29 protein-coding genes and 3 pseudogenes are annotated in these 25,092 nt (G+C 61.5%); 18 read left to right on the forward strand and 14 right to left on the reverse strand.

Annotation, left to right across the window (positions count from 1 at the left end):
- Window positions 1–125: 125 nt before the first annotated feature.
- On the forward strand, window positions 126–653 hold the full coding sequence (locus SO140_RS08355; protein ID WP_474799521.1) for a hypothetical protein: 528 nt from the start codon (window positions 126–128) through the stop codon (window positions 651–653).
- Between the two features lie 40 nt (window positions 654–693).
- On the opposite strand, the gene SO140_RS08360 is transcribed toward SO140_RS08355, so the two are convergent.
- The 5 genes from SO140_RS08360 to SO140_RS08380 form a co-directional block, all read right to left on the reverse strand.
- Window positions 694–1,386: a GNAT family N-acetyltransferase gene (locus SO140_RS08360; protein WP_449378619.1), complete on the reverse strand. Its 693-nt coding sequence runs from the start codon at window positions 1,384–1,386 to the stop codon at window positions 694–696.
- A gap of 5 nt (window positions 1,387–1,391) precedes the next feature.
- Window positions 1,392–1,733 (reverse strand): Lin0512 family protein, encoded by a 342-nt coding sequence (locus tag SO140_RS08365; RefSeq protein WP_449378620.1) that lies wholly within the window; start codon window positions 1,731–1,733, stop codon window positions 1,392–1,394.
- 45 nt (window positions 1,734–1,778) lie between these two features.
- A complete protein-coding gene (locus SO140_RS08370) occupies window positions 1,779–3,581 on the reverse strand; it encodes a chloride channel protein (RefSeq protein WP_449378621.1) in 1,803 nt (600 codons plus the stop codon).
- Window positions 3,582–3,690: 109 nt separating this feature from the next.
- Window positions 3,691–5,343, reverse strand: coding sequence for an acetolactate synthase large subunit (locus SO140_RS08375; RefSeq protein ID WP_449378635.1), 1,653 nt, complete (start codon window positions 5,341–5,343; stop codon window positions 3,691–3,693).
- A 119-nt stretch (window positions 5,344–5,462) separates the two neighbouring features.
- A complete protein-coding gene (locus SO140_RS08380; protein ID WP_449378622.1) occupies window positions 5,463–6,626 on the reverse strand; it encodes an MFS transporter in 1,164 nt (387 codons plus the stop codon).
- Window positions 6,627–6,774: 148 nt separating this feature from the next.
- On the opposite strand from SO140_RS08380, the gene SO140_RS08385 reads away from it, so the two are divergent.
- The gene (locus SO140_RS08385) at window positions 6,775–7,128 is read left to right on the forward strand and encodes an MmcQ/YjbR family DNA-binding protein (protein ID WP_449378623.1); all 354 of its coding nucleotides are present in this window, start codon (window positions 6,775–6,777) and stop codon (window positions 7,126–7,128) included.
- A 660-nt stretch (window positions 7,129–7,788) separates the two neighbouring features.
- Complete coding sequence (locus SO140_RS08390; RefSeq protein ID WP_474799517.1) at window positions 7,789–7,977, forward strand: hypothetical protein; 189 nt, start codon at window positions 7,789–7,791, stop codon at window positions 7,975–7,977.
- Window positions 7,978–8,646: 669 nt separating this feature from the next.
- On the opposite strand, the gene SO140_RS08395 is transcribed toward SO140_RS08390, so the two are convergent.
- Window positions 8,647–9,051, reverse strand: coding sequence for a hypothetical protein (locus SO140_RS08395; RefSeq protein WP_449378624.1), 405 nt, complete (start codon window positions 9,049–9,051; stop codon window positions 8,647–8,649).
- 554 nt (window positions 9,052–9,605) lie between these two features.
- Here SO140_RS08395 and SO140_RS08400 point away from each other — a divergent pair.
- The 4 genes from SO140_RS08400 (at window position 9,606) to SO140_RS08415 (ending at window position 12,025) form a co-directional block, all read left to right on the forward strand.
- Window positions 9,606–9,854 (forward strand): hypothetical protein, encoded by a 249-nt coding sequence (locus tag SO140_RS08400; protein WP_474799515.1) that lies wholly within the window; start codon window positions 9,606–9,608, stop codon window positions 9,852–9,854.
- A gap of 281 nt (window positions 9,855–10,135) precedes the next feature.
- Window positions 10,136–10,444 (forward strand): hypothetical protein, encoded by a 309-nt coding sequence (locus SO140_RS08405; protein ID WP_449378626.1) that lies wholly within the window; start codon window positions 10,136–10,138, stop codon window positions 10,442–10,444.
- 203 nt (window positions 10,445–10,647) lie between these two features.
- Window positions 10,648–10,836, forward strand: a complete 189-nt coding sequence (locus SO140_RS08410) for a hypothetical protein (protein ID WP_498542416.1) — start codon at window positions 10,648–10,650, stop codon at window positions 10,834–10,836.
- Window positions 10,837–11,713: 877 nt separating this feature from the next.
- The gene (locus tag SO140_RS08415) at window positions 11,714–12,025 is read left to right on the forward strand and encodes a hypothetical protein (RefSeq protein WP_474805157.1); all 312 of its coding nucleotides are present in this window, start codon (window positions 11,714–11,716) and stop codon (window positions 12,023–12,025) included.
- Window positions 12,026–12,043: 18 nt separating this feature from the next.
- On the opposite strand, the gene SO140_RS08420 is transcribed toward SO140_RS08415, so the two are convergent.
- Complete coding sequence (locus tag SO140_RS08420; RefSeq protein WP_449383169.1) at window positions 12,044–12,262, reverse strand: hypothetical protein; 219 nt, start codon at window positions 12,260–12,262, stop codon at window positions 12,044–12,046.
- Window positions 12,263–12,623: 361 nt separating this feature from the next.
- On the opposite strand from SO140_RS08420, the gene SO140_RS08425 reads away from it, so the two are divergent.
- From SO140_RS08425 to SO140_RS08435, 3 genes are all read left to right on the forward strand, one after another.
- Window positions 12,624–12,977 (forward strand): hypothetical protein, encoded by a 354-nt coding sequence (locus SO140_RS08425; protein ID WP_449383170.1) that lies wholly within the window; start codon window positions 12,624–12,626, stop codon window positions 12,975–12,977.
- Between the two features lie 19 nt (window positions 12,978–12,996).
- The gene (locus SO140_RS08430; protein WP_449383171.1) at window positions 12,997–13,254 is read left to right on the forward strand and encodes a hypothetical protein; all 258 of its coding nucleotides are present in this window, start codon (window positions 12,997–12,999) and stop codon (window positions 13,252–13,254) included.
- Window positions 13,255–13,481: 227 nt separating this feature from the next.
- Complete coding sequence (locus SO140_RS08435) at window positions 13,482–13,808, forward strand: hypothetical protein (protein ID WP_449383172.1); 327 nt, start codon at window positions 13,482–13,484, stop codon at window positions 13,806–13,808.
- A gap of 394 nt (window positions 13,809–14,202) precedes the next feature.
- On the opposite strand, the pseudogene SO140_RS08440 reads toward SO140_RS08435, so the two are convergent.
- The 4 genes and pseudogenes from SO140_RS08440 to SO140_RS08455 form a co-directional block, all read right to left on the reverse strand.
- Window positions 14,203–14,325: pseudogene (locus SO140_RS08440) on the reverse strand (ATP-binding protein); the annotation flags it as partial.
- Window positions 14,325–15,236 carry a tripartite tricarboxylate transporter substrate binding protein gene (locus SO140_RS08445; protein ID WP_449383173.1) on the reverse strand — a complete coding sequence of 304 codons (912 nt, stop codon included), beginning with the start codon at window positions 15,234–15,236 and terminating at the stop codon, window positions 14,325–14,327. The gene SO140_RS08445 and the pseudogene SO140_RS08440, both read right to left, overlap by 1 nt.
- A gap of 158 nt (window positions 15,237–15,394) precedes the next feature.
- A complete protein-coding gene (locus SO140_RS08450) occupies window positions 15,395–16,081 on the reverse strand; it encodes a LysR family transcriptional regulator substrate-binding protein (RefSeq protein ID WP_474797074.1) in 687 nt (228 codons plus the stop codon).
- A 39-nt stretch (window positions 16,082–16,120) separates the two neighbouring features.
- Window positions 16,121–16,294, reverse strand: a pseudogene (locus SO140_RS08455) (LysR family transcriptional regulator); the annotation flags it as partial.
- 121 nt (window positions 16,295–16,415) lie between these two features.
- On the opposite strand from SO140_RS08455, the gene SO140_RS08460 reads away from it, so the two are divergent.
- The 7 genes and pseudogenes from SO140_RS08460 to SO140_RS08490 all read left to right on the forward strand — a co-directional run.
- Window positions 16,416–17,588 carry an alpha/beta hydrolase family protein gene (locus tag SO140_RS08460; RefSeq protein ID WP_449383174.1) on the forward strand — a complete coding sequence of 391 codons (1,173 nt, stop codon included), beginning with the start codon at window positions 16,416–16,418 and terminating at the stop codon, window positions 17,586–17,588.
- Window positions 17,589–17,683: 95 nt separating this feature from the next.
- Window positions 17,684–18,256: a DUF1097 domain-containing protein gene (locus tag SO140_RS08465; RefSeq protein WP_449383175.1), complete on the forward strand. Its 573-nt coding sequence runs from the start codon at window positions 17,684–17,686 to the stop codon at window positions 18,254–18,256.
- Window positions 18,253–19,182, forward strand: coding sequence for an AEC family transporter (locus tag SO140_RS08470; protein ID WP_449383176.1), 930 nt, complete (start codon window positions 18,253–18,255; stop codon window positions 19,180–19,182). The genes SO140_RS08465 and SO140_RS08470 overlap by 4 nt, the downstream gene beginning before the upstream one ends.
- Before the next feature lie 81 nt (window positions 19,183–19,263).
- Window positions 19,264–19,779: a YqhA family protein gene (locus tag SO140_RS08475; RefSeq protein WP_449383177.1), complete on the forward strand. Its 516-nt coding sequence runs from the start codon at window positions 19,264–19,266 to the stop codon at window positions 19,777–19,779.
- 266 nt (window positions 19,780–20,045) lie between these two features.
- Window positions 20,046–20,528, forward strand: coding sequence for a hypothetical protein (locus SO140_RS08480; protein WP_449383178.1), 483 nt, complete (start codon window positions 20,046–20,048; stop codon window positions 20,526–20,528).
- Window positions 20,529–20,659: 131 nt separating this feature from the next.
- Window positions 20,660–21,106 carry a hypothetical protein gene (locus SO140_RS08485; protein WP_449383179.1) on the forward strand — a complete coding sequence of 149 codons (447 nt, stop codon included), beginning with the start codon at window positions 20,660–20,662 and terminating at the stop codon, window positions 21,104–21,106.
- Between the two features lie 35 nt (window positions 21,107–21,141).
- Window positions 21,142–21,291, forward strand: a pseudogene (locus SO140_RS08490) (SOS response-associated peptidase); the annotation flags it as partial.
- Between the two features lie 751 nt (window positions 21,292–22,042).
- Here SO140_RS08490 and SO140_RS08495 read toward each other — a convergent pair.
- Window positions 22,043–23,296: a site-specific integrase gene (locus SO140_RS08495; RefSeq protein ID WP_449383180.1), complete on the reverse strand. Its 1,254-nt coding sequence runs from the start codon at window positions 23,294–23,296 to the stop codon at window positions 22,043–22,045.
- 606 nt (window positions 23,297–23,902) lie between these two features.
- Window positions 23,903–24,205, reverse strand: coding sequence for a LysR substrate-binding domain-containing protein (locus tag SO140_RS08500; RefSeq protein ID WP_449383196.1), 303 nt, complete (start codon window positions 24,203–24,205; stop codon window positions 23,903–23,905).
- Between the two features lie 12 nt (window positions 24,206–24,217).
- Here SO140_RS08500 and SO140_RS08505 point away from each other — a divergent pair, with 12 nt between their 5' ends.
- On the forward strand, window positions 24,218–24,442 hold the full coding sequence (locus SO140_RS08505) for a hypothetical protein (protein ID WP_449383197.1): 225 nt from the start codon (window positions 24,218–24,220) through the stop codon (window positions 24,440–24,442).
- Here the strand turns inward: SO140_RS08505 and SO140_RS08510 are convergent, their stop codons facing one another.
- Window positions 24,443–25,090, reverse strand: a complete 648-nt coding sequence (locus SO140_RS08510) for an O-methyltransferase (RefSeq protein ID WP_449383198.1) — start codon at window positions 25,088–25,090, stop codon at window positions 24,443–24,445. It lies immediately after the preceding gene.
- Window positions 25,091–25,092 lie beyond the last annotated feature (2 nt).

The raw sequence follows: 25,092 nt of genomic DNA on the forward strand, positions 1-25,092 counted from the left end.
CGAGCAACAGAGCGAAAAGCTCTGCAACCTTCCAGGCAAGCGCCCGGCAAGAGCGCGTTAAGGGCGCGACCTTTAGCCTCACACCCATGTTAGGCGTATCTCAATCCAATCAACGGTGACCGGCAATGACCTCGATCGCTGCTACATCTACCAGCTCCTATTCGCCGCTTGATCTGCTCAAGAGCGAGCTCACCAAGGAAGTCTCCGCGGGCACGATCAGCTCGAGCGACGAGTCTGCACTCTCGTCCGCGCTCGATGACATCGATTCCGCACTCAAGAGCGACGGCTCCAGTTCGAGCTCCTCGACGCCGCCTTCGCCCGACGAGATGCAGTCGAAAATTGACAATCTCATCCAGAACGAGGTGTCGAGCGGCAAGCTCACCAGCGATCAGGCGGATGAGCTGAAAAACGTGTTCGCCAATACGTTCTCCAATGGTGCCGGCGCTCCTCCTCCCCCGCCGGATGCGAGCAGTGACTCATCGAGCACGAGCAGCACCGACTCCAGCTCCTCGTCCACCAGCAGCGCTGACCTGATGAAAGAGCTGATCGCACTGCTTCAGAATGCGACCAGCCAGTCGACCTCCTACAGCTCCAGCGGCAACGTGTCGTCCTCCTCCGCGTCGAGCTCACTGCTCGTCGACTACAAGACCTGAGCGCGAGGCAGGGAAGGCTCGGTCCCAGGCCTACCGAGCCTCATCCCTCTTTCTGCAACACGGTCACATGCAGGCGACGGTGGATTCGCATCCCATGCCGCTGATAGAGCGCGATCGCAGATGCATTGTTGGAAAACACGTGCAGGAAGGGAATTTCGCCTCGCGCCACGATATGGCGCGCAATCGCTCCAAGCAGCGTCTGCGCATAGCCGCGGCCGCGGTGATCGGGATGCACACAGATTGCCGTCATCTCCGTGAAATTGCCGGGCTTCATCCGTTCACCGGCCATCGCGACCAGGTCACCACCGACACGGATGCCGAGAAAGGTTCCGAGCTCGTGCGTCCGTTTGCTGAACGGACCGGGCCTGGTCAACGCGGTCAATGCCACCATCGCCGGAACGTCATCGACCCCGAGCGTGACGATCTCGGCATCATGGAGCGGGCTTTCGACGGGCGTGCCGATCATCTGCTCGCCGGTCTCGGCGAGCAGCGTCTTGAATCCGGCCGGCGCGACCACTGCGTCATGCGTGAACAGCACGACAAATTCGGACGGCGACATCAACTCGGCGAGTTCCGCGTAGCTTGCTGGCGACAGATCGACCACGTCGGCGAAGGGTCCGATCGCCGAGGGAAAGCGCAGCGCCCGCGCACCGCCTTGCGCCAGATGCCACTGTCGTGTCGTCAGCGCGTTCCAGATTGGTCGGTCCAGCAGCGCCAAATCGGAATCGGACACGGGCTCTATTCCTTGTCGAGGCTTACGATCACCGCCGCATTGGCGATGATGATGGCGTCGCTGCCCTGCTCGGCCGGAATTTCGAGACCGCCCTTGACTGCTTTCACAGTCACCGTGCCGTAAGGCAGCTCCTTGGCCACCGCGACCTTGTCGACCGCTTCAGGATTCGGCACCCCGATGGTGACGTCGACGAACATGTCGTTGGCGGTCTTGCCGAGCATACGAAAGAATCCGAGGCTGGAATGCCTGATCGCATCCGACACCGCGCGCCTGGCCGCCTTGGTCGCATCCTTGCCATGGACGTCGACCCCCATGCCCATCTCTGTGATACAGCGTACGCGGGTCATTTCCAGTCCTGTTGTTGGTAGTTCCGACGCGCAAGCTTCGGCGATCTAGCTGGTCGGCACAAGCGCCTTTTCGCGCGGGAAATAGGCGTTGCGGTCCTCCTCCTGCGCATTGACGACGGCGCGAATCCGCAACAGGTCCTTGCGCGCGACAAGGCCGACCACCCGATGCGCCTCGCGATCGACGACCGGAATGCGGCCGAGATCGGAGGCAACCATGAGATCGGCGACCCGCCCCAGCACTTCATCGGGATAGGCGACAGCGGCTGATGTATCGGACACGACGTCGTCGAGAGTCGCGCTCTGGTGATCGCCCTCGGTGCGCCAGCGCAACACGTCGGCGCGCGTCACCATTCCGGCGAGACGGCCATTCGCGGTCACGACCGGATAAGACTTGTGCCGCCGCTCCTCCGACGTGAAGAGCTTGACCGCTGCGTCGACGGGCATGTCGACCGGCAGGGTGTCGACGCTCTTCACCATGACATCCGCAACGCGCAACAGTTCGAACGGATCGACGGTGTATTCGCGCGTGATGTGCTGGCCGCGTCGCGCGATCTTCTCGGTGAGGATCGAACGCTTGAGCAGCAGCACCGTGACGGCGTGCGCCGCCCCGGTCGCGGCCAGCAGCGGCAGCAGCATGTCGTGATTGCCGGTCAGTTCGACAGCAAACATCACGCCTGTCAGCGGCGAGCGCATCGTGCCGCCCATCATCGCAGCCATACCGACCAGCGCCCAGAACGACCCGCCACCAGGCAGCATCTGCCCCTCTAGCCACCCGGCGGCTCCGCCGAGAATAAGCAACGGCGCCAGCACGCCACCCGACGTCCCCGAAGCCAGCGCAACGACCCAGATCACAGACTTCACGAGCAATATCCTGATCGCCTCATTGCGCATCATGTGGCCCGAGAGGAGATCGGCGATGACATCGTAGCCGACACCGAGCGCACGCGGATCGATGAGACCGCCGAGCCCGACCACGAGACCGCCCAGCATCGGCCACCACATCCAGTGCAACGGCACATGGTCGAACAGATCCTCAGCCGCGTAGAGCAGCCGCGTCATCAGTCCGGACTGGAGGCCTGCAACGATGCCGACACCGATCGCGACCGCCAGCCCCCACCACGGCAGATCGGGCCGCTCCGCGAACGGAAACAACGGACCCGTCCCGAACAGCAGGGGACGCCACGCTGCCGAAACGACCGCGCCCGTGACCACGGGCAGAAAGCTGCGCGGCTTCCATTCGAACAACAGGAGCTCGACTGCAAGCAGCACCGCCGCAATCGGCGTGCCGAAGATCGCTGTCATGCCTGCGGCGGCACCGGCGACCAGCAACGTCTTGCGCTCGGCGGCCGTGAGGTGGAAGCACTGGGCGAAGATCGAGCCGATCGCGCCGCCGGTCATGATGATCGGCCCTTCGGCGCCGAACGGCCCGCCGCTGCCTATCGAAATGGCTGACGACAGCGGCTTGAGGATCGCCACTTTCGGCTGCATCCGGCTGCCGCCGATCAGGATCGCTTCGATCGCCTCGGGGATGCCATGGCCGCGGATCTTCTCGGAGCCGAAACGCGCCATCAGTCCGATAGCGAGGCCACCGAGCGCGGGCGCCAACACCATCCACAGCCCCGGCCGGGCGTTCGCCAGCGAGACGCTCTCGGTGCTGAAATGGCCGAACCAGATGAGGTTCGTCACCAAGGCAATCAGCTTCAAGAGCACCCATGCGGCCCCCGCCCCGAGGCTACCGACAGCCAGGGCCATGCCGATCAGCACCAGGACGCGGGCGTCCGCCGTGAAATCTCCGGGCTTGCCGCGATGACGCGGAAGCCCGCGGGCTATGTCGGGGGTCTGGCGCATGACTACTCTTGGGAGGATTATGACGCCACGCCAATATATCGTGACACGATATATATCAAGGGAATGGCTGGCATGATTTCCCGTCCCACCCGCGGGGATCTAGCGAAAACTACGGCTTCCCGCCGTGCTCGTCGCGGGTCCTGAGTTCATCGACCAACACCCGCACGTTCTCCGAATAGTCGATCGGGATCGAGATCAGGTGAACGCCACCGTCGCTGAAGGCAGCGTCGAGCGTCGGCATGAAACTGTCAATCGTCTCGATGCGGTGGCCCTTGGCGCCGTAGGATTTCGCGTACAGGACGAAGTCGGGATTGCCGAACGTCAGGCCGAAATCGGCAAAGTGATCGACTGCCTGCTTCCACCGGATCATGCCGTAGGCATTGTCCTGAAGGATCAGCACGACGAGGTTGAGCTTGAGCCGGACGGCGGTCTCCATCTCCTGGCTGTTCATCATGAAGCCGCCATCGCCGGCGACCGCCAGCACGCGGCGTTCGGGATACAACATCGCGGCCATCATCGCCGATGGCAGGCCCGCGCCCATCGTCGCCAGCGCATTGTCGAGCAGCAGCGTATTGGCGACCCTGGTGCGGTAGTTGCGTGCAAACCAGATCTTGTACATGCCGTTGTCGAGCGCGACGATGCCGTTTTCCGGCATCACCTGACGTATGTCGTGCACAATTCGTTGCGGCGTCGGCGGCCAGCGCGATTCAGTCGCGCGATCGGCGATATGGCTGAGAATCTGCTCGCGCAACGGCAACAGCGCGCCGGCATCCGGCAGTCGGCCTTCGAGGCGGTCGGCCAGCAATTCGAGGCTCGGCCCGACGTCGCCGACGACCTCCGCATCGGGAAAATAGACCTGCTCGACGCTTGCCGGCGTATAGCTGACGTGGATCACCTTCGGACCCGACGGCCCCATGATGAAGGGCGGCTTCTCGATCGCGTCGTGGCCGATTGCGATGATCAGGTCGGCGGCGTCGATGGCCTCGTGGACATAGTCACGTTCGGATAACGCCGTGGTGCCCATATAGAGATTGGTGCCGCCGGGAACGGTGCCCTTGCCCATCTGCGTGGTGAAGAACGGGATCTGCGTCCGCCGCACGAAATTCGCGATGCCGTGGGTCGACCGCGGCCGACTGGTCGCCGCGCCCATCATGACCAGCGGGCGTTTCGCCGCCAAAATCATCTCGGCGGCGCGATCGAGCGCGGCACGATGGGCGACGGGAATCTCGATCGGGTGCACGGGGACCACCGGCACGGACGCCACCTCCTCGCCCGCGACGTCCTCGGGCAGTTCGAGATGCACCGGTCCCGGCCGCTCCTCCATCGCAACGCGGAAGGCATCGCGGACCACGGTCGGAATGCTCGACGCGCTGACAATCTGCCGCGCCAGTTTTGTCAGTGGCTTCATGCTCGCAACGACATCGACGATCTGGAAGCGCGCCTGCCGGCTGCTCATGATCGCCTTCTGGCCCGTGATCATGATCATCGGCATCGCGCCGAGATGCGCATAGGCCGCTCCCGTCGACAGGTTGAGCGCACCCGGGCCGAGGGTGGAGAGACAGACGCCGGGCTTGCCGGTCAGCCGGCCATGGGTCGCGGCCATGAAGGCTGCGGCCTGCTCGTGGCGGGTCAGGATCAGTTCGATTTTGGAGTTGCGCAAGGACTCGACCAGATCGAGATTTTCCTCGCCGGGAACGCCGAAGATGCGGTCGACGCCCTCATTCTCGAGGGCAGCAACAAACAGATCCGATCCCTTCACCATCCGTGCCTGGCCGCTCATGTCGCCTCCCCTCAACAATGTCTCCGGCGTTCCGCCGGCAAACTTGAACGGCATGGTAGCCGTCCGTCATGACAACTCCACTCACAATGCGGCGCGCCGCCTCACGCACCGCGTCCGCGAGGACGATCGCCCGACGTCACGATCCCCGCCGATAACGTGACGAGGCACAAGAGCGCGCCGAGCATGGCGAACGCCATCGGCAGGCTCGCGATCCGTGCCACGAATCCGACGCCCGCAGGGCCGACCAGAACACCGGCATAGCCCGCGGTGGTGATTGCAGCGACGGCAAGTCCCGTGGGCATGGCCTGTTGCGAGCCCGCACGGCGAAACAGCACCGGGACCAGGTTCGAGGCGCCGAGGCCGATGAGCACGAACCCGGCCATGGCGACGATGGCGAGCGGAGCGACGAGCAGCACGACGAAGCCGGCAATCGCCAACAGGCTACCGACGATCAACGTGGCGCGATCGCCGACCCGCGCCACCACGGCATCGCCACCGAGCCGGCCTGCGGTCATCGCGATCGAGAACAGCATGTAGCCAAGGCCGCCTTGCGTGTCCGGCACGAGGCCGGCGCCCACGATGAGCAGCGCGCCCCAATCGAGCATGGCACCTTCAACGAGAAAGGTGATCGCGGCCAGCGCCGCAAGCACCAGCACGATGCCGTGCGGCAGGACGAACAGCGGTCCATGCTGCGCCTGTGCGCGCCGCAGCAAGAGCGGCCAGGCCACGATCATCGCGGCCAGCATCAGGGCCGAGGCGATCAGCGTGCTCGCGAGCGGGCCGAGATGGATCGACAGCAGCAACGTCATAAGGCTCGATCCGGCAAATCCACCAATGCTGAACAACGCGTGGAAGCCCGACATCAGCGGACGCGTTGCGGCACGCTCCACCTCAACCGCGTGAATATTCATTGCGACGTCAATCGAGCCGAGTGCGGCGCCGAAGCCGAACAGGACCAGGCCCAGCGTGGCCGGCGTACTCGCGACGACGAGCCACGGCAGAATCACTGCGAGGCCAAAGCCGCCGACGAGAATGATCGGCTTACTGCCGTAGCGCGCACTCAAGGCACCTGTCAGCAGCATCGCGGCAACCGAGCCGATGCCGAGGCAGAGCAGGAGCAGGCCGAGGATGCCGTCGTCGACCGCCAGCCGTTCCTTGGCAAACGGCACCAGCGGCGCCCAGCAGGCGATGCCGAAGCCCGCAACGAGGAAGGACAGCCGCGTCGCGAGCCGGGTCGCCGGCCGGTCGGCTGACAGCGTGTGCATGGGAACTCCGCAAGGGCTAAGGATTCGAAGAACTGCTAGTAAAGCGTGCCTCGGGCAAAACTGTGAAGCTACAGGGAAGTTTCGGCTTGTCGGGCTTCGCGCACTCCGCCAATGATCTTGCCGGACTCCTTTCGCTTTTGCCCCTGATATGACTCCCAAACGCTTCGAAGCCCACTGCCTGCGACTGCCCGCCGCAACCAAGGTTGTGCAATGGGAGGGCACTTCGGTTTTCAAGGTCGGCGGCAAGATGTTCGCGCTCGCCCGCGGCTTCGTCCAGCAGTCAGGCGGCTTCATGTTCAAGACGTCGAACATGGCTTACGCGATGCTGATCGAGCAGGGTATTGCACGCCCCGCGCCCTATCTCGCCCGCGCCAAATGGGTGCAACTCGTCGACAACGATGCCCTGCCCGACCCCGAGCTCGCTGCCTATCTCGACCAGGCGCACGCGCTCGTGGTTGCGAAGCTGACGCGCAAGGCGCGGAAGGAGTTGCGGCTGGGGTGATGGTCACAGAGCGCGCTCGCTGCTGGGCAATGACGTTGCGCCTCAACTCGCATTTCAAATTGGGGACACACTTTCGCATTCTCGCGGCTTGCTCGCCCGAGCTTTGCTGATCTCCTTACCCTTCATCGGAACAGAGGGCGCAGGGAAGACCGGGTGCCGGCTGGCACCCGCGGTCCGCTGCGCGCAGGTCAAACAAAAGAACTGCACAGCGGCATACAGGTCGAGCCGGAAACAACACCCGGCCTTCCCTGCGCAGGGGAGTCAATAGGCGAAAAAACGAAATGGAAACAGTGGCGTTCGGGCTGGATGTTCACATCTGTGTCGCGATTCCCGTTGCCGCCTCGGCAAGAAGCTCGCCATTGGGGCCAAGCATGACATCGCCACGCTCTCGAATGACATCGTCGCGGGCAGGTTCGGAGGCCTTCTCAGCAACGCGCCACATGCGCAAGGCTGCCTCTGGCCTGTTCAACTGGGCCGCCGAGTCCGGGCGCGATTACGTGACTGCCAGCCTCTGTATCAACCTGCCGAAGCTCGACCCTGAGCATCCCCACCCGCGTCCTATCCGAGGATGAGACTAGGACGTTCTGGCATGGCCTAGACCGTGACGATCTCCCCTATGACCGCCGGACTTGCCTGGCACCCAAGTTCGAGCTCGTCACCTTGCTGCGGTCCCGTCAACCACTCGGCGCCCCCAGGGACGAGCTGTTCGACCTCCACGGCGACCACCCGCGCTTCGACGTACCACTCAAGCGGGGCAAGAAGCGCAGCGTGATCCAGCAGCCGCTGTCCGATCTGGCCGTCCTATGGGGGCGAGGCGAAAAGCGGGATACGCGCGACCGCAGCTATTGAGAAAATCTGGTGCGAGAAAATTCGAGGTTGCAGTTGCAGCAGGGGCACCGTGCTCTCGGCGTCTCCAAAAAGGGGCGTGGTCATTCATGCAAGCAATCAACTTCGAGAAGCCCGGCGCGCCCGCAGAGCGCGAACGCCGTGCGGGCTAATTTCCTGCGATCCGCCTCAGATTTCGTTGTCGCTTGCGCACCCGGTCAACGAGGCGCAGTGGGAGTAGCAGAGGGTTGCGGCGTCGCAGGTGGCGCCGCGGCAGCAGGTCGCGGCGCGGCAGGCGCGGTAGCAGGTCGCGCGAGCGGTTCACAGCGACCGTTCACCATCCGCATTTTTCGAGCGCTGCACCTGCGGACTGCGGCACGCACCTTGGAGTTTGATACGCAGATGCCATCGACCAGTTGACGGCCCAGACCACAGCCTTGGCGAACCGGAATGACCGAATTGTTTGGCTGCTGTAATGGGACGTAGGGCATGCTCTGCGCTGAGGACACAACGAACAGCGCGAGCGCGACGACGATGGGTCTGATCATTGTTTGTCTCCAGTTGTCACAGAAAGACCTGCACTAGGCAGCGCGCTGGCAACATTTCGTTGCCACTGGCAAAGTGATCATGGTAGGCACGGCCGATGACTATATGGTCAGCTTCGCGCACCACAGACCAATGGCGTCGCGCCGCTCAGTACGGATAGTATCCGCCGCCCGGGCAAACATAGTTGCCGTAGCTGTCGTAGCCGCAGCCGCCGCGGTAGTAGGCGCCCGCCGCAGCCGCGCCGACCGCAGCCGCGCCCACTGCCGCCGCACCGGCTCCGTAGCGATAGCCGCGATACGCCCCTGCATAGCCGTAGCGCCCGCCACGCACAGCGACAGCGCCGCCCCGGTATCCGCGAGCCGCGACTGCGCCGCCCCGATAGCCCCGAGCCGCGACCGCGCCACCCCGGTATCCCCGGACCGCCACCGCGCCGCCGCGATATCCTCCCGCTCGCACACCGCCGCCGCCGCGGCGGGCGAATGCATCGTCGGGAGTGAGGGTGACCAGCAGCATGGCTGCGGCTGCCGAGGCGATTAGAATTCGACGCAACATCAGCGTACTCCTTGTTTCAGAGAGAAAGCCGCGGACACCTGCACATCGCGCTAACCGCGACTGTCCGAAGCCTCGCGTGCGCGAGCTTCGCGGCCTTGACTTGGATCAAAACAAACCTCACGTTCATCTACGTGAACGACTGCTTCATCGACCTCATTCACGTTGATGCCGCAATTAGAGTAGCCTGCCGACACGAACATGAATGACGCTAATGGCAGAGGCCGTCACCATTGCTGGCTCGGTCGCCGGTGGCAGGGCTCTCTCTCGACGGCGGTCCACTAAGGCTAAGACCGTCAGCGAGTCGGTACTGGCGCTGCACCTCGATTGCAGTCGGACGTACATCGGCAAGCTCGAAACTGAAGGCGTGATCCAGCGGCAAGGTGACGGCTTTCCACTCGACCAGAGCCGCGTTGCCTACCTGCGATACTTGCGGCGCGAGCACAAGCGCTCACCCCGCACGGAAGCCGACGCTGATCACGTCAAGAGCAAGACGGGATCAATCCTTTTTCCGGCTTGGCGGCAGCACGCGATTTACACGAGCAGTAAGGGCCGCCGTGGATCGGACGTTCACGGCCTGCTCCGCTGCTTGTTCGCCGACAGCCGGTCGGCAACCTGCCTTCGATGCCGTTCCAGACTATCCGGCTCCGGTGGTGGGCAACGCCGGCGACGAGCGCGAGATGGGGCTGATGTCGCCACCTCCGCGCTCGGGTGGGCCGCCGGTCTCCAGCATCTGGAACACATCACCGCCGCATGGCGCAGCCAATGCGGTTCGTCGCGCCGATCGCGGTGATCTTGACGACTGATGAGGAGCGCGATGTCTGGATGCGCGCGCCATGGATAACGCAAAGGCGGCCGCAGCGTTCGTTGTCAGATGATGCGCTGAAGATCGTCGTGCGCGCGGACAAGACAAGATAACAGAACCTGCGGCAAGCGCAGCGCAGACATGCGGTGCCGGCTTCATTGGAACAAGATGCCGGACTGGCATGATGGGCTATTGGGGAAGTGAGGCGAGACAAATTGTAGACTGACGCGGCAGATCACTGGCATGTAGGCTAGTGGCACGCTTTGATCCGGGAGTTTCGTTATGCGTGCCTCGCCATCGATTGTGCCTCAAGGGGCCGACCAAAACACCTATCTCGTGCTGGAGGACTTCGGTCGGATGGGCTGCTATTGGCGCGAGACCGACGCCGACAACGCTGACCGCGAGACGCTGATCCGCGACTTAGTGGAAGGCCAGTATAGTCATCCAGTCCGCATCGTGGTCTTCAATACCGCCGAAGGTTGGTCCCGTGACGCGACTATGGATATCGCCGATGAGCTGCGCCAACGCTACCTTGAGTTTGGCGAGGTACCGAACTCGATCCACGATTTCATGGATGCCAATCGGCGCTGAACGGCGATGTCTGCATGCGCGCACCGTGGGACGAAACCAAGGCGCTGCAGCGCTCACTGCAAGATGATGGCCTGAAGGTCGCTATGCACGGTGAATCGAAGGAAGATCAGGCCGCCGCATGAAGCACGTCGAGGCCACGCCCCTTCGCCGATCCGGAAACCGCAGCACGCAAGCTCGTCGAGCTCGCCGCCGGCATCGAGCCCGTGCAAGACGGCCGCGTCCATATCGAGAAGATCAATGCGCCGTTTCTCTACACGCTGAAGGCCAGCGGTGAGGAGTTGGGCACCGGAATCAAGATGGCGGTCGAGCGCGGCTGGCTCGAACTGCACGAGAGCGGCACCTATGTGCGACTCTTGAAGGCAGACGCGCCGCATACGGGGCTTTTACCTTAGTCAAAGACGGCCCCGGCCGGTGGGATAGGGTTGAGTGGAAGGCCGGGGCCGCTGGAGGTGCTTGGCTGCAGGCCAAGCGAATGATCATAGACCAACGCAGGGTCACCGATCTGTTCGCCTCCGTACACTCGCGGTACCACGGTGACGCGGCTTTCAGCCGCAGACATTTGCCGTGTTCTGGCACAAACGACATAGCTCCCCGACACCATCAGTGTGACGGTACGCCCATGGGGAATGACCGGTTATTTCAGTCGATAGTAATTGCTGCCGGCGCGCTATCAGTAGCGGCGTTCTCGGCCCTAGTGCTAATCTTCTATTGATCTAGGTCAACTGCGCTAAGCTTCCGGCGCGCCTGCTTGGATGATCAGAGATCCGAGCGGTACCGCAATGAAGCGCGATCGGCAGTGGATGCTTCATTGTTTGGCATGGTCACTGGCTGCGATAGGCCTGCTGACCCTCGTCTCTCTGCTTTGATTGAAGGCTCGCCAGCGTGAACCGCGGCTCGTTCGCTAGGAGACCGCGTCATCACCACGCCGGTAGTCGAATTTACACTCACCTGATCGTGGGAAGAAGGGCGAGCACGCCCATCAACGCCAGTTGCCCGATTCGGTCAAAGCACCTGGCGGCGAACTGATCATGTGCGGACTGTCGCGAGCTCCAGCATTAACCCTTCCCCGTCAAGCTTAATTCCGAAATCGAAGTGTGCGCGTCGGTGCGGCCGGTTAGGCTGTCACATGAGGAAACGTCTTTTAAGAACGCAATCCAGGTTACAAATTACGAACGCAGAGCTCGCGGCCAAATATGCCGAGATCCTCTCTCTGCGAGAGCGTCTCAAAAGCGCGCTGGCGAAGCGCAAAAAGCGGAAGCGGCTGCACTCTTGAACGGTGGAAACGTACGAACGGACCGGGGCTGGAGGCGACCTTTCGATGAACCGATCTCGTTGCCAGACGGGAGAAAGCTGGTCACGCTGCTCGACGCTGGCGAACACATCGCGGCGTTGAAGGCTGTACACGATCGGCCGGAATGGCAAGCCGCGATGGAAGCGCTGATCCTGGTGGCCGAGCAAGGCGGCCCGACGATGTTTGCCCGGATCGGCATCATGCGAGCCTTGAACAGCGATCAGGTCCAAGAGTTCGCTCCCCGCCAGAAAAAGCCGTATTGGAGCCAGCGCAAGCTATCGAAGCGCTGATGATGCCTCGTCTCGAGATTAGGTCCCGTCTACGCGATCTCGAAAACGTCGATACCTTTGCGGGGACGGCTCGGCGTTCGAAAGGTCGTCCTCACCGAGAATCGCCGGAACGAGTTCGTCGTTCACGACCTTCTCCATCACAAATCGCACAAGCTTAGAGCGCGAGATTCCGCGCTCCTTTGCGGCCTTCTGCAGATACTCAACTTTCAAAGGAACGACGATATTCTTGATCGTCACAATGTGCCTCCGTGATGTTCCGTTGTTTTTTTGGATCTTTGACCGGCAAAATTTGGCAAGAAATGGAAAGCACTGTGGCGACATACCAACGTATAGTTCGTGAAGTTCTGACGGCATTTGCAGATCCCGAAAAGCGCACCCCTGTCCCGGAGCGGATATTGAGCGACGCCTTCCTAAGCGGAGTTGATCGGGCGCCGGTTAGAGGGGAGCGCCCTTGCACCGGTGGGTTAGTCGTGCGGGGCGAGATGCTCGACGAGACGCTCCACGCGATTGCCGAGCTGACAAGTCCGAGACCAAACTGAACTGACTCGCAATCCGCGAGGTGCTGCCCTACCTTGGACTCTGGTCCAGGGAGTTGCGTATGCGTAAGTCGCCTTCGATCACCCCCTCCGATCGGCTCGATCGTGATATCTATCTGGTGCTGGAGGATTTCAGCAGCGGCCCGGCCTGGCGCGAAAGCGACGAAGACCGGACCGACTACCGCACCGTGATGAGCGATCTCCTCACCGGCCAATACGACCTGCCGCTGCGCGTGGTCGCGTTCAATACGGCCGAGGGCTGGTCACGCGACGCATCGAGAGAGGTTGCCGAGGAGCTGTCGCAGCGCGTGGCCGACGAAGGGCGCGAGGTGTCCGTGGCGGTGCAGGAGTTCATCGAGCGCTTCACCGGGCGGGCGCTTGGCGTGCAGTTGTCGTTGCCGCTGCGGGCGTTCTAAGACTTGTGTCGGCCCGCTCATGAAACTCACCGCCGAACGCCCCTTCGCCACCCCCGAGGCCGCCGCACGACAACTCATCGAGATCGCCGCTGGCATTGAGCCCGTCCAAGACGGCCGAATCCATATCGAGAAGATCAACGCGCCGTTCCTCTACACACTGAAAGCCACCGGCCCGGAGTTCGGTGCGGGCATCAAGATGGCGGTCGAGCGCGGCTGGCTCGAGCTGCACGAGAGCGGCACCTATGTCCGGGTCTTGAATGCAGAGGCCGCCAACTGAGGCTGCCCCGCGCTTCATTTCTTGGTTGGCAGCTTCGCCGGGACTTGCGGCGTTGAACTGACAATCCTCACACCCTCATCGGACGAGTGACTTTTAATCGTCTCCAGAACCAGAAAGAATTTTTCCGCGAGCATTGCGGTCCTCCCCTGGCAATTGATTTTGGGAATAAAATAGCATGACTCGTGAAAAAAAGCCCTTAATTCCGAACGGGCGTGGGGCTAGGCTGAATGACCGATCGAGGCTGGGGCCGCTGTTTTGAAGGTCCGATTGAGATCGCCGACCGCAAGCTGCTGACCTTGCGCGACGCCGGCGAGTACATCGCTGCTCTGCCGCCCAAGGTGCACGATGCGCCCGAATGGCACGCCGCCGCAGCGCGCAAGCTGGTCGAGCTGGCCCGAGTATCGAGCCGATACAGGACGGTTGCAGACAATTGGCGGGCCGGCTGCAGCGACCCACTATGTCGGACTTTACATCTGCCGTCTCACACTTTCGAGAAATCGTCGTTTCTCGCCAGGGCGCGTAACCTTGGGAAGCTCCGTAATACGGTTCATTGAAATTATTGCACGGTGCGACGCTGGTCGGACTTGAGGCAGACGCCGCGTATGACCCACCGCACAATGCCTGCTGATGAGTATCGTTCGATTGCATCCGCATATAGAGAGCAAGCGGGTCAGGCCGGAATTTCCGCAAGACGAGCTTCTCGTCTGACGAACATAAGCCGGACGTTCAGCGGTCTGGCGAGCCAACTTGAAATGCTCGAGGCCGATGTGGCTGTGGTGCGAAGGACCCTGCGATCCGGAACGTGAATTGGGATGAGCGCGAAGGCATCTTGATCGCCTTGCCTCTTCCGCCCTTATTGGCGCTGGCTCAGTCAGGATGGCACCGTCAGCAGCAAACGGTGTTGCCGCTGATGCGTGGGCGCGGCTTCGGCACTCGACTAGAACAAACTCAATCAACTCGCCGTACGGCTACGCGTCCGCCATGGGCTTCGACGATTGAACGGCAGATTGTTAGTCCCATTCCAATGCCGTTGGGTTTTGTCGTGTAGAATGGTTCAAAGAGACGTGACACTATTCCAGGCGTGCGCCTATTGAATCGACGATCCGTCCCCATTTCTCGGTCTCGTTGGCAATGAACCTGGAATAGTCCTCGGGAGAGCCGGGGACGGCCTTCGCACCCACCTCGGCGAGTCGTGCCGCGAGTTTCGGATCGCCGAGGCTCCTGTTGATCGCCTGATTGAGCTCCAGGACGACCACCTCTGGGGTGCTCTTCGGCGCGTTGAGACCGTTCCATATGGCTGCTTCATAACCGGGCAGAAAGTCAGCCATGGCGGGAACCTCTGGCAGTGACGGAGAGCGCTCTGCGGCACTGACGGCCAACGCGCGCAAAGCCCCGGTCTTGATGAATCCGATCGCTCCAGGCAGGGTGGCGAAGTAGACGTGAACGCGCCCTCCGAGCAGATCGGTGATGGCTTCAGCGTCGCCACGGTACGAAATGTGCAGCATCTTGATGTCGGTCATCATCTTGAACAGCTCGGCCGCGACATGCGGCGGGCTGCCTGCTCCGCTCGACGCAAAGTTCAATCCGCCCGGATCAGCCCTTGCCCTTGCGACGAACTCGGTGACCGACTGTGCAGGGAATGCGGGATTGACACACATCACGAGCGGCGTGCTGGCGATCATCCCGATAGGGACAGTGTCACGAATGAAGTTGAATTTCAGATTTCGGTAGAGGGTTGCGTTTATTGCATTCGCTGCCGAAGCGACCAGCAGTGTGTAGCCGTCAGGTGCTGCGCGCACGACCTGTTCGGTCGCAATATTCGTCGCGGCACCGGTATGGTTCTCGACAATGAAGGGTTGGCCGAATTGCCGCGACAGCCAATGCCCGACGAGGCGCGCCACGATATCCGTGTTGCCGCCCGGCGAAAAGCCGACGATCAAATAAACGGCCCTGTTCGGATAGGAGGCCGGCGCGGCGACCACGCGGCTTGCGGATGCGGCGATGCTGGCCGCACTGAGCTGAAGGAATTTGCGGCGTCGGAGCATGATAGCTCTCCTCCGTTCCAGGAAGAGACACTGCCAACTAATGCACAATTTCCAAAAATGCAGACCAGGCCCGCGCCCGGTCCATCGACACTACCTCAATGGCGGTAGCGGCGGCAATAGTCGACCACGATGTCCATGAAGACCTTGGCTGCCGGTGACAGCGAGCGGTCGCTGAGAGAGCAAATGCAGAAGACCAGCGGATCCGACGCAAATTCCCTCACGCCCGCAGAATTGAGCGAGCCGGCCGCCAACTCCTGCTCGATCGCAAATCGCGGCAGCAGAGTGCAGTTGTTGCCAATCCCGGCGACTTCCTTGATGAGAGCCAGCGAGTTGGTGACGCAAAATGCGTTCGGTTCAAATCGATGTTTTGCGAAAACACGATCAAGCTGCTGGCGAAGACCAAAGGACGGCTCGGTCAGGACGAAGGGGAAACCACCTAGCTCATGCAGCGACAGCAACTTTCGCCCGGCAAGGGGGTGCGTGGGTGACAAAGCTGCGACCATTCTGTCGCGGAAGACTTCCAGTCTCGTGATGTTGTCGCGGGCCGGAGCATTCAAGATCATGCCGATCTCGGCAGAGCCCGCGATTAGTGCCTCTATTGCCTCGTCGGTGCTGCTCATTCTGACGTGGAAGGTCACATCCGGATATTGCACGTGAAAACGATTGAGGACCGGCGCCACAAAGCTCTCGATCGCGGTTTGGAAGCAATAGACATCAACATTTCCAGCCTGAAGATCTTGCAATGCCGCGATGTGGGACTTGACGCGCGAGAACTCGCGCATCACGCCATCGATTTTCGACAACAGGATTTCTCCGGCCGCCGTAAGTTTCATGCCCTGGGCGCGCCGGTCGAAGATCGGCGCACGAAGCTCGTGCTCGAGTTTTGCGATCTGTCGGCTGATGGCTGATGGCGAGACATGAAGCCGGTCCGATGCCGCGCGGATCGAGCGGGCCTGGGCCGTGGCGCTGAAATAGCGAAGGGCCGTGAAATCCATGTTCTGGACCTCCGATGGTGTTGCGTTTTCGGCAACAGGATGGTGCCCACATTGATATGGCGTCAACACCGGTTCGGGTCAATCGTTTAGCGGCAACTAATCCTACCCGACGGAGAACGCGATGCCCTTCATTCAAATATTGCCCGACCCCGGGATGAACTACACCTTTAACCGGCCGCTGCTTGACGGTACGTCACCGGCGCGCCTCAAGGAACTCGGCGCGATCGCGCCGCGCATCAAGGATTACGATTCCTGGTATGCGGTTTGGCTGGAAGTTGCCAAAAGGGCGGAAGCCGAGAAGCGGCATCTGGACGCCGCCTCCTACTATCACGGCGCGGAGTTCTATTTGCCCGCCGGCGACGTGCGCAACGGCCTCTACGACGACTTCGCGCGCAACTGGGCGCTCGGCATGAAAGGAGTCGCCGGTTACGAGCGCGTCGTGATCCCGTATCCCGGCGGTCATCTCCCGGGCTTTAGGCTTCAGGCAAAAGGCAAGGAACGCAGTACGCTCATCTTCACCGGTGGATACGATTCATTCGTCGAGGAGTTCTATAACTTCCTTCTGCCCCTGACCGATCTTGGAATTACCGTCATCGCCTTCGATGGACCCGGCCAGGGCGGTGCCTTGCGGCAGGGAATTTATCTGGACCACGCGTGGGAAAAGCCCGCCAAGGCGGCGATCGATTACTTCGAGCTCGATGCCGTTGATTGGCTGGGTGCCTCCTGCGGAGGTTACATGTCAATCCGGGCGGCGGCGTTCGAGCCCCGCATCAAGCACATCATCTCGATGCCCACCTCCTATTCGGGTCTCGACATGACACTGAAGCAAATGCGGCCCGGCAAGGCGCAGGATCTGATCTCGCGGTTCAACGCCGGCGATCGCAAAGGGACCGAGCAGATCGTGGCCCAGGAGCGCCTGCCGAGCTCCGTCTTCGAATGGTGTGTTGTCCAGGGGATGCACATCACCGGCACCAAGACGCCATTCGATTTCCTGACGGCTATTGCGAAGCACTCGCTCGACGGAATCTTGCACAACGTCAAGCAGGACATCCTGCTGACCGAGGGCGAGCAGGATCATCTGTTCGATGTCAGCTGGGTCCATCGGACCATGCGCGAGCTCGTCTGCGCCCGGTCCGTGACGACGCGGATATTCACGGCGCGCGAAGGTGCGGAACAGCATTGCCAGCTCGGAAACTCGGCGGCCGCGCGTCACGCCATCGTCTATTGGCTTGCCAGCTTCTACCCCGGCATGCCGGTTAGCGAGAGCACGAAGCCGACCAGCGTCGCCGCCTGATCGCGGTGCATGCCTCGAAAAGGCACATCATCACCTGAGCATTCGATCAGGGATCGTGAACTGAAGGCAGTCAAGTCCAGACAAAGGGTGATCAAATGAACCTGCCACCCCTGACAGCAGCAGCCCTTGCCGCGGCGCTCGTTGCCGCGGCTTCTGTCCTCGCTTTTTCACAGCTTCCTGCCCTGTTCGTGTGGGCCGCCTTTATCGGCTGGGCGAGTTACGACCACTCCGGGGCGACCCGGCAGGCGGCGGTACGCTCGTCATCCGCGCTCGCATTCGGCTGCATCATGGCATGGCTGGTTGCCCTCATCGTTGCGGTTCGCGGGCCGTCGGCGAATGCAACACTCTTGACGCCGGCCGTTGCCGGCATCGCCTCGTTCCTGATTGTGACTGCTTCGCGCATGCTATCGCTTTGCATCGTACCGGCGGCCTTTTACGGATTCGCCTCGACATTTGCTTGTCTCAGTCTCTCGCCCGGAGCGTTCACGGTCGATGCCCTGATCTCGCCAAGCTTGTGGAACGCCATTTTCAGCGTCCTGGTCTCGCTGCTCGCCGGCACTGGCCTCGTGATCATCCATGGCTGGCTCGCGAGCGCACTTGCCGGTCATGGCGGCTCGGTAAGGGTCAGCCTTTCCAATGCGCATGCACCAAGCCGGAACACGCCATGACCGAAACCATGACCATCCTCGCCTCGCTTGCGCCAGTGTTCCTTGTCATGGCGCTCGGCTATGCGGCTGGTCGGACAAGAGAGTTCGACAACCGCAACGTCGATTCGCTCAATGTGCTGGTCATGGATTTCGCGCTGCCGGCGGCATTGTTTACGGCGATGGCACAGGCATCGCGCCAGGCCATGATCGACCAGGCTCGGCTCGCGCTGGTGGTGCTGGCGGCGATGCTCTTCGCCTATGGCATGACATACTTTGTACAGACCCGCGTGTTCGGCGACGACCGGCGCGAGAGCGCACTGATCGCATTGACCGCATCCGGTCCCAATGTGGGATCCGCCGGTCTTCCGATCGTCGTCGCCCTGTTCAACAAATCGGCCTCGGTCTCGGTGGCCGTCACGGTGGCCGTGGCAGCCATCGTGGTCACACCGCTTACCCTTCTGCTGTTGGAGTCTGGGGCCGGCAAGAGCCGCAATGTCACGGCCGTCGTCAAAGCTGCGCTGGCCAAGCCGATCGTGATCGCGCCACTGCTCGGGCTCGCGTGGTCGCTTCTCGGCCTGTCGCCTCCGTCGCTACTCGACAGCACGCTCGCCCTGGTCGGCCAGGGGGCGTCCGGAACTGCCTTGTTTCTCACCGGTCTGGTGTTGTCCGCGCAGCCAGTTCGGCTCACGACAGATGTGGGGGTGGCAGCCATGATCAAGAACGTGCTGCAGCCGCTGATGACAGCACTGCTCGCGATTTCGCTGCTCGATAGTGCGGACGCGCGTATCGCGGTCATGTTGATGGCGGTCCCCTCCGGTGCCTTCGGCGTTCTCTTTGCGATCCGTTACAATGTTGCGTCCGTGCGGGTTGGAACAACCTTAATCGTGAGTACAATTGCCAGCATCGCCACCCTCACGACCGCAATTCTTCTGTCAGCTACCTTGTGATGGGCGTGACAGGTCAATTCTGGCAATTTGTGTCCCAGCCCAAAGGGCCTCTCGGGGTCAAACAACCGCAGGGAGTTTGTCTTGGATCGCTTGCGCCTGACGCTCGAAGCAATCATTGCAAACTCCCGCTGGTTGATTGCTCCATTTCTGCTTGGCCTGATACTTACCCTCGCGGGACTGCTCTACAACTTCGTGCTGAAATTGTTCGATTTTTTCGCGCGCGCCCGGATCGCCGATCCGTCCGAAATCATTGTTGGAAGCCTGAAGCTGGTTGACGTCGCTCTCACGGCCAATTTGATCGTGATTGTGATTTGCTCGAGCTACGAGAACTTCCAGGCACCAATTGACGTGCAGCGGCGGCCGGCTTGGCCAGCCGGCCTGGCGAACGTCGGCTTCTCGGGCCTGAAGCAGAGGCTGCTCGCATCCATTGTCGCCATCGCGGCAGTGAATGTGCTGGAATGGTTCCTGGATATCGAACACAACGCGGACAGCAGCAAGCTCGGATGGCTCATTGCGATCATGTTGGGGTTTGCGCTGACGATGCTCCTCTTGGCAGCCGCAGAGCGTATCGGAGAGAGAGAGCCGCCAAAGCACTAGATGCTGCGCCAGCGATGATCGCCGGGAAGTACGGCAACATTATCAACATCAGCTCCGGCACGGTTTGCAAAGGTGCGCCGCTGATGCTGCATTACGTCACCTCGAAAGGCGGTATCGTTCGAACTCGGCCCGTACAATATTTGAGTGAACACTTTGGCACTTGGTCAACCCCGTTCGCCCAGCATTCCCTTGATCTGCATCAAGCGATTTCGGGTGCCTCGTGAAAGCGTTCAGCAGGGTGGGAAGTCAATCAAGGAGAACAGGTCATGTCTGTGAGCTTCTTTGAGACCAAACCTCGCGCCTTCGATCCTGTGGCCGCCTCCGGGCTCACCAAAGAGGCTCAAGAAGCCGCGAACGCAGCCTTGAAGGCATTGGCCACTTGGCGAAACGAGATTGCCGACACGAACCAGAAAAATGGCGAGCGCGTCCTCGACCAGATGGCGGTGGCCGCGAAGACACTTGGGTGGCCAACGCAGATCGTTGATGCCGCCCGCACACAATTGAAAAGCGTTGCCGAAATCCAAGTTAAGACGATGGATCAAATGATGGACGTTTGGGAAGAGCAGCTCAAATTGCCGAACCCGATGACCGCGTCACCATCGGCGATGCTGTCAAAACTCACATCCTTGCCGGGTCTCACAACAGGTCCAGCTACAGCAGCGAACCCAGTCGAAGTGTGGATGAAGCTAGCGGAGCAGTGGCAACGAGCGTGGATTGCGCCCTTCGGCGCAACGGACAAGCGGCAGTAGGTAGCGTGAGGGTAGGCAAGCGCACTGCGTAGTAGCCCATTGTGTCCGGCGAGCCCTCGACCGCAATCCCTAGCACCTGAGACGAAATCACGCGACACCAATTACGGCGGCTCGGTCCGGGCGGCGGCAGAGTGGGCGGCGAAGCGCGCAAGCAAGCCGACCGGCTCGTGTGCGAGGCTTGGAATAAGCGGATGCTCGGTTTTCGAGATCCCCTCCGCCTTATGCGCGCGAACGAAGCAAGCTATAAAAAGGGGCATACGATGAAGTATCAAATCTGGTTTATGAAGCCATCGTTTCTTCGCGATGTCGTTGGTAGCTCGCCCAATCCCAATAACCTCTCGGCTACTCATGTTCACTTGAAGGATATCGAAGCCGATAGTCAGGAAAATGCATTGTCTCGCATGCGAGCGGAGAACTGGTCACCGAACGGTGAAGGTCTCGATTTGCTTCAGAGCAAAGGACTACAGCATACAACCATGACGATCGGCGACGTACTCGTGGATGAAAGCGATGCTGTCTATCTCGTCACCGGCATTGGGTTCAGTTTGCTGCCGAAACATGAGGAGCCGCGTCGATAACTATCATGAAAGGCTGAATTGAGGCCCCGAGAAATGGCATCTGGACGACGCTCAACAGAGATCGCGTCACGAAGTCCAAGCCGGTGCCGGGACCGCATCGGGGCCTACGGCTTCCTGACGACAGTGCCAAATGCAATTTTCGAGCTCATCCAGCCGAAGGCTGGATGCCCGCGATCCTAACGACCCGATGAAGATATCTGAATGCGCGAGGCGTAGGCGCTGCAACGGCCGTTGCCGGATGACGCGCTCGTTCCCGATCCGGAACGCGGTGAAGCAAAGTGGCGAGCGTTGCAGATTTACAACCCGCGCAGACCTTCGAGATATTACGCTGGTCCGTCTTATTTCATGTCTATGCCAATATAATCAGCGGGGGCGAAAAGTGTTTGATGTCTATCGCAATGATAAGCGCGAGTTGCTCGTTCTAAGCAAAGGCTCTGCGATACCGACGCTCAGTTCGAGACATGAGTGGCGGAAGAGCAGACAAAGAGTCTTCAGAGTGAGCAACGGAAATCAGGTCAGCCGTTCAGAGATACGGCTATTACGTCCGCAGCTGCGGGCCACCAAGAAGCGCACGATCTAGGTCGAGCAGCTCGGCGGCCGGTATTCTAGCACTACTTTGGCAGAATCTGTTTGCGCCAGTGTTTTTCAAGGATTTTTTTCGGCAGTATGGACACCGTTGAGACGGCGGCCGAAGGATGAGATCGACGATGGCGTGACGTACGGCGGGCATGGTTGGCTGAGGCGGAGGTCCGTTGATTCTTTTTTTTCATCGCGCCACGCCTGCGGAATGCTGCGCTTGCCTGGCTTCGTGCCGGTTCGGCGTCCGGTGGGGCGGCCCCGACGAGGCAAGCCACCCAAGGTAGTAGCAATGCGCTCTCGCCAGTTGACGGCTTTCTTTGGCATTACCGATTCACTCGCAGAAAATTGTCAATTTTGTTACACTGCGAGCGCGACGACATTGTCGGCGGCTGGCGAAGGTTCCGACAAGAGTCCGACGCGCGCGATGTCTTCTATGGAGTACTCGGTAATGTACTTCGAGTAATGTTTTTCAATCATCGCGACGCTGGTGTTGTGCAGGGATGCCACAAGCCGGATAGGCACGTTCGCCAGCAGCATCCTGACGATCGACGAGTGGCGAAGTGCGTACATCGTCACCTCGGCGGGATCGAGTCCAATGGCCTTGACGACGCTGTCAACCTGACGATGGCAATTCTGCCCCGGAGCCTTGCCCCAAGCCAGGCCGTCGCGCTGCAGCAGCAAGGGCGCATCGCCGGCGCGGCCCTTCGCTGCTGCCCTCAGTTTGGCGGCAAGCTGCACCGTGATCGGCACGCTGTAACGCTCGCCCTTCTTCTGCGCCCGGTTTCTGCCACCGCCCTTAGCGCTTTTGGGCATCATCAATTTCGGGCGGACGGGATGATCATGCAGATCTTCGACGCGTAGGCGCACGGCTTGGCTCGGTCTCGTGCCGGTGACCGCCAGCGTGTCGATCAGTAAGCCGAATTGATGATCGAGCCCGTAGGCGGTCGCGACGAACGCACGCACCTTGTCGTCCGGGAGGATGACGTTGCGCACCTCCGTTGCATCCGGCAAACCGGCCAGCCCCACTTCCCAAGCCTGATGGTTCTTGATCCGGTCATCATGCTGCGCCGCCAGCGCGAGCGCGGCAGACACACATCGGCAGAGCCGATTGATGGTGGACAGCGCCATCTCGCCCAGCAGGCTGTCACGCCACTTCTTCATCTCCGTGGCCGTGAGCAGCGCCACCGGTTTAGATACCAGCACGCTTGTCAGATGAAGGCGCGGGTGCTCGGCGTTGTAGGGGTTGGCGCCGCGCGCCTCGAGATCGCGCTTGTAATCCTTCAGCGCCACATCGACCGTGATCGGCGCAGTGTCCAGGCTCCCGTCTTCGCCGCGCGCCAACTTCTTCGCTACGTCCTGCGCCTGATGGAATGTCAGCACGTTCTTGCCATCAGCAACCTCGTAATCGTCAGCGTCCCCGATACGCTGCGTCCAATATCCGCACCTGCCGTCCGATGCCTTCAACACCCAACTGCCGTTGCCCACGTTGCGCCGGTACATCAGCAGGATTCCGCGAGCCAGCGACGGACCGCTATACGGCCTGCGGCGGCTTGGGAGTTTGAGCCGTGCATTGCGGCTTTCGAGTGCACTGAAGCTGACCTTGCGTGCCATAATCGTGTCCCGGTGTCTCGCGAAGTGTCGCGATTGCGTGCGTGGAGCCCTATGGAGGCGTGTGAAAGCCTATTGCAGAACCCCGAGCATCCTCAATAAGTTGAGGACTCCACACGGCTCTACACAGCTTCACCGGACAATTTATTTTCCCTGCGCAGTGGTTTAACGGCTTATGTCGTGCTCTCCCCGGGGAGCGATGCACTATTGCCCCCGTCGCCTTGCAGCTCACCGATGCGAAGGGCCCGGTCAGGCCGCCCGCATCACCGCACGACTTGACGCCAGACTCCGGGCGCCAGGACCACACGATTTTGCCATACGCGGATAGCATCGTCGTACCCGCGCGATACCGTCGCTCACGGGGACTACCCGCCCTGCGATGGCTGTTCGCGCCGACGCTGCCCGCGTCCACCGCCGCTCACCCCGCATACCGTGACGATCGCGATACGCCCCTCTGCTTGGGGTGAGATGAGCCAAAGATACGATAATTCCGAATTCCGTCAATCGATATATCTTGCTCAATGCGCATTGACCCAGCGCCGGCGTGATTTGCCCGTCGGGCAGCGCTAGGACTGGTAGAGCCCACACCCACCCAATGAACATCAGCAGCTAGGCCCGCCCCAGGCTTGCCTGAAGAAATTCGATGAAGCGTTGTGTCTTCGCCGGCAACAGGCGCGTCGCCGTGATGGCATAGACCGAGATCGGCGATGCCTGCCATTTTGGCAGAACGCGGCGCAGCCGGCCGCGCGCCACGTCATCGGCGGCGATGGCCTCCGACAAGAGTGCAATGCCCTGGTCGTGGACCGCCAGGCGACAGATCATGCCGACGCTGTTGAGCGTGAAGCGGCCTTTGAGGGCGACGTCAACTTCCTTCGTCCCGGCGTGAAGCGTAAGGGACGATGCCCTCGGCATGCACAGACATTGATGACGAGCGAGCTCGCGCGGATCTTTGGGTTCGCACCACCTGACGTATGTCGTGCACAATTCGTTGCGGCGTCGGCGGCCAGCGACATGGCGCTGCGGCGGATGGAGCGCGGCGGCGTCACGCTGACCGGCACCAATCAACTCGTGGCCGAGCTCGTCGGCAACTGGACCACGCCGGAAGGCAGCCAGGTGGTCCAGGTCGTCATGCAGACCTCGCAGGCCTGACTACTGCACCTTGAGCGACAACTCGGTTCCGCCCTTGAGCGGCAGCGTCATCGAGACGAAACCGTGTTTGGGATCGCGGATGAACTCGAGGAAGTCGGGTTCGGCATTGTCGTTCATGACGTAACCGCCGACGCGAAGCTGCGGCGCGACGATCTCGATCACTTGCCGCGCCAGCGAAGGCCCCTCCTCGCCCGGCCAGCCGTCGATCAGGATGAAGTCGACGGGACCGCCGAGATCGCGCAGCGTCTTGCGCGCATCGCCTTCGCGGATCTCGGCGTAGGCGGCAAGGCCTGCCTCGTCGAGATTGCGCCGGGCGGTTGCGACCTTGGCCGGCACGATCTCCGAGCCGATCACGGTGCCGCCGCCATTTTCGCGCATGGCGGCCGCGAAATACAGCGTCGACATGCCGACGGAGGTCGCGAACTCGGCAACGCGCGTCGCGCGCATGCCCCGGCACAACAGGTAGATCAGCTCGCCCTGCTCGGGATGAATCGAAAAACCCTGCTCGGCATAGGCATGCGGATCGCGGCTACCGAATCCGCCGCGCGGTCCGCCGCCCGGTGGACGGCGGCGCGCGGCCTGCATGCGGTCGATCACGGCGTTGATGCGCGCATCCTGGATCGGGCTGTGCGGCTGCTCTTGCGACATGA

It is taken from the genome of Bradyrhizobium sp. UFLA05-108, assembly GCF_059803455.1.

Excerpts from the sequence above, each read along its gene's own strand:
- SO140_RS08355 (WP_474799521.1), top strand. The coding sequence starts at position 126 with ATGACCTCGATCGCTGCTACATCTACCAGCTCCTATTCGCCGCTTGAT.
- SO140_RS08365 (WP_449378620.1), bottom strand. The coding sequence starts at position 1,733 with ATGACCCGCGTACGCTGTATCACAGAGATGGGCATGGGGGTCGACGTC.
- SO140_RS08370 (WP_449378621.1), bottom strand. The coding sequence starts at position 3,581 with ATGCGCCAGACCCCCGACATAGCCCGCGGGCTTCCGCGTCATCGCGGC.
- SO140_RS08375 (WP_449378635.1), bottom strand. The coding sequence starts at position 5,343 with ATGGTGAAGGGATCGGATCTGTTTGTTGCTGCCCTCGAGAATGAGGGC.
- SO140_RS08380 (WP_449378622.1), bottom strand. The coding sequence starts at position 6,626 with ATGCACACGCTGTCAGCCGACCGGCCGGCGACCCGGCTCGCGACGCGG.
- SO140_RS08385 (WP_449378623.1), top strand. The coding sequence starts at position 6,775 with ATGACTCCCAAACGCTTCGAAGCCCACTGCCTGCGACTGCCCGCCGCA.
- SO140_RS08395 (WP_449378624.1), bottom strand. The coding sequence starts at position 9,051 with ATGTTGCGTCGAATTCTAATCGCCTCGGCAGCCGCAGCCATGCTGCTG.
- SO140_RS08405 (WP_449378626.1), top strand. The coding sequence starts at position 10,136 with ATGCGTGCCTCGCCATCGATTGTGCCTCAAGGGGCCGACCAAAACACC.
- SO140_RS08425 (WP_449383170.1), top strand. The coding sequence starts at position 12,624 with ATGCGTAAGTCGCCTTCGATCACCCCCTCCGATCGGCTCGATCGTGAT.
- SO140_RS08430 (WP_449383171.1), top strand. The coding sequence starts at position 12,997 with ATGAAACTCACCGCCGAACGCCCCTTCGCCACCCCCGAGGCCGCCGCA.
- SO140_RS08435 (WP_449383172.1), top strand. The coding sequence starts at position 13,482 with ATGACCGATCGAGGCTGGGGCCGCTGTTTTGAAGGTCCGATTGAGATC.
- SO140_RS08450 (WP_474797074.1), bottom strand. The coding sequence starts at position 16,081 with ATGCGCGAGTTCTCGCGCGTCAAGTCCCACATCGCGGCATTGCAAGAT.
- SO140_RS08460 (WP_449383174.1), top strand. The coding sequence starts at position 16,416 with ATGCCCTTCATTCAAATATTGCCCGACCCCGGGATGAACTACACCTTT.
- SO140_RS08465 (WP_449383175.1), top strand. The coding sequence starts at position 17,684 with ATGAACCTGCCACCCCTGACAGCAGCAGCCCTTGCCGCGGCGCTCGTT.
- SO140_RS08470 (WP_449383176.1), top strand. The coding sequence starts at position 18,253 with ATGACCGAAACCATGACCATCCTCGCCTCGCTTGCGCCAGTGTTCCTT.
- SO140_RS08480 (WP_449383178.1), top strand. The coding sequence starts at position 20,046 with ATGTCTGTGAGCTTCTTTGAGACCAAACCTCGCGCCTTCGATCCTGTG.
- SO140_RS08495 (WP_449383180.1), bottom strand. The coding sequence starts at position 23,296 with ATGGCACGCAAGGTCAGCTTCAGTGCACTCGAAAGCCGCAATGCACGG.
- SO140_RS08500 (WP_449383196.1), bottom strand. The coding sequence starts at position 24,205 with ATGCCGAGGGCATCGTCCCTTACGCTTCACGCCGGGACGAAGGAAGTT.
- SO140_RS08505 (WP_449383197.1), top strand. The coding sequence starts at position 24,218 with ATGACGAGCGAGCTCGCGCGGATCTTTGGGTTCGCACCACCTGACGTA.
- SO140_RS08510 (WP_449383198.1), bottom strand. The coding sequence starts at position 25,090 with ATGTCGCAAGAGCAGCCGCACAGCCCGATCCAGGATGCGCGCATCAAC.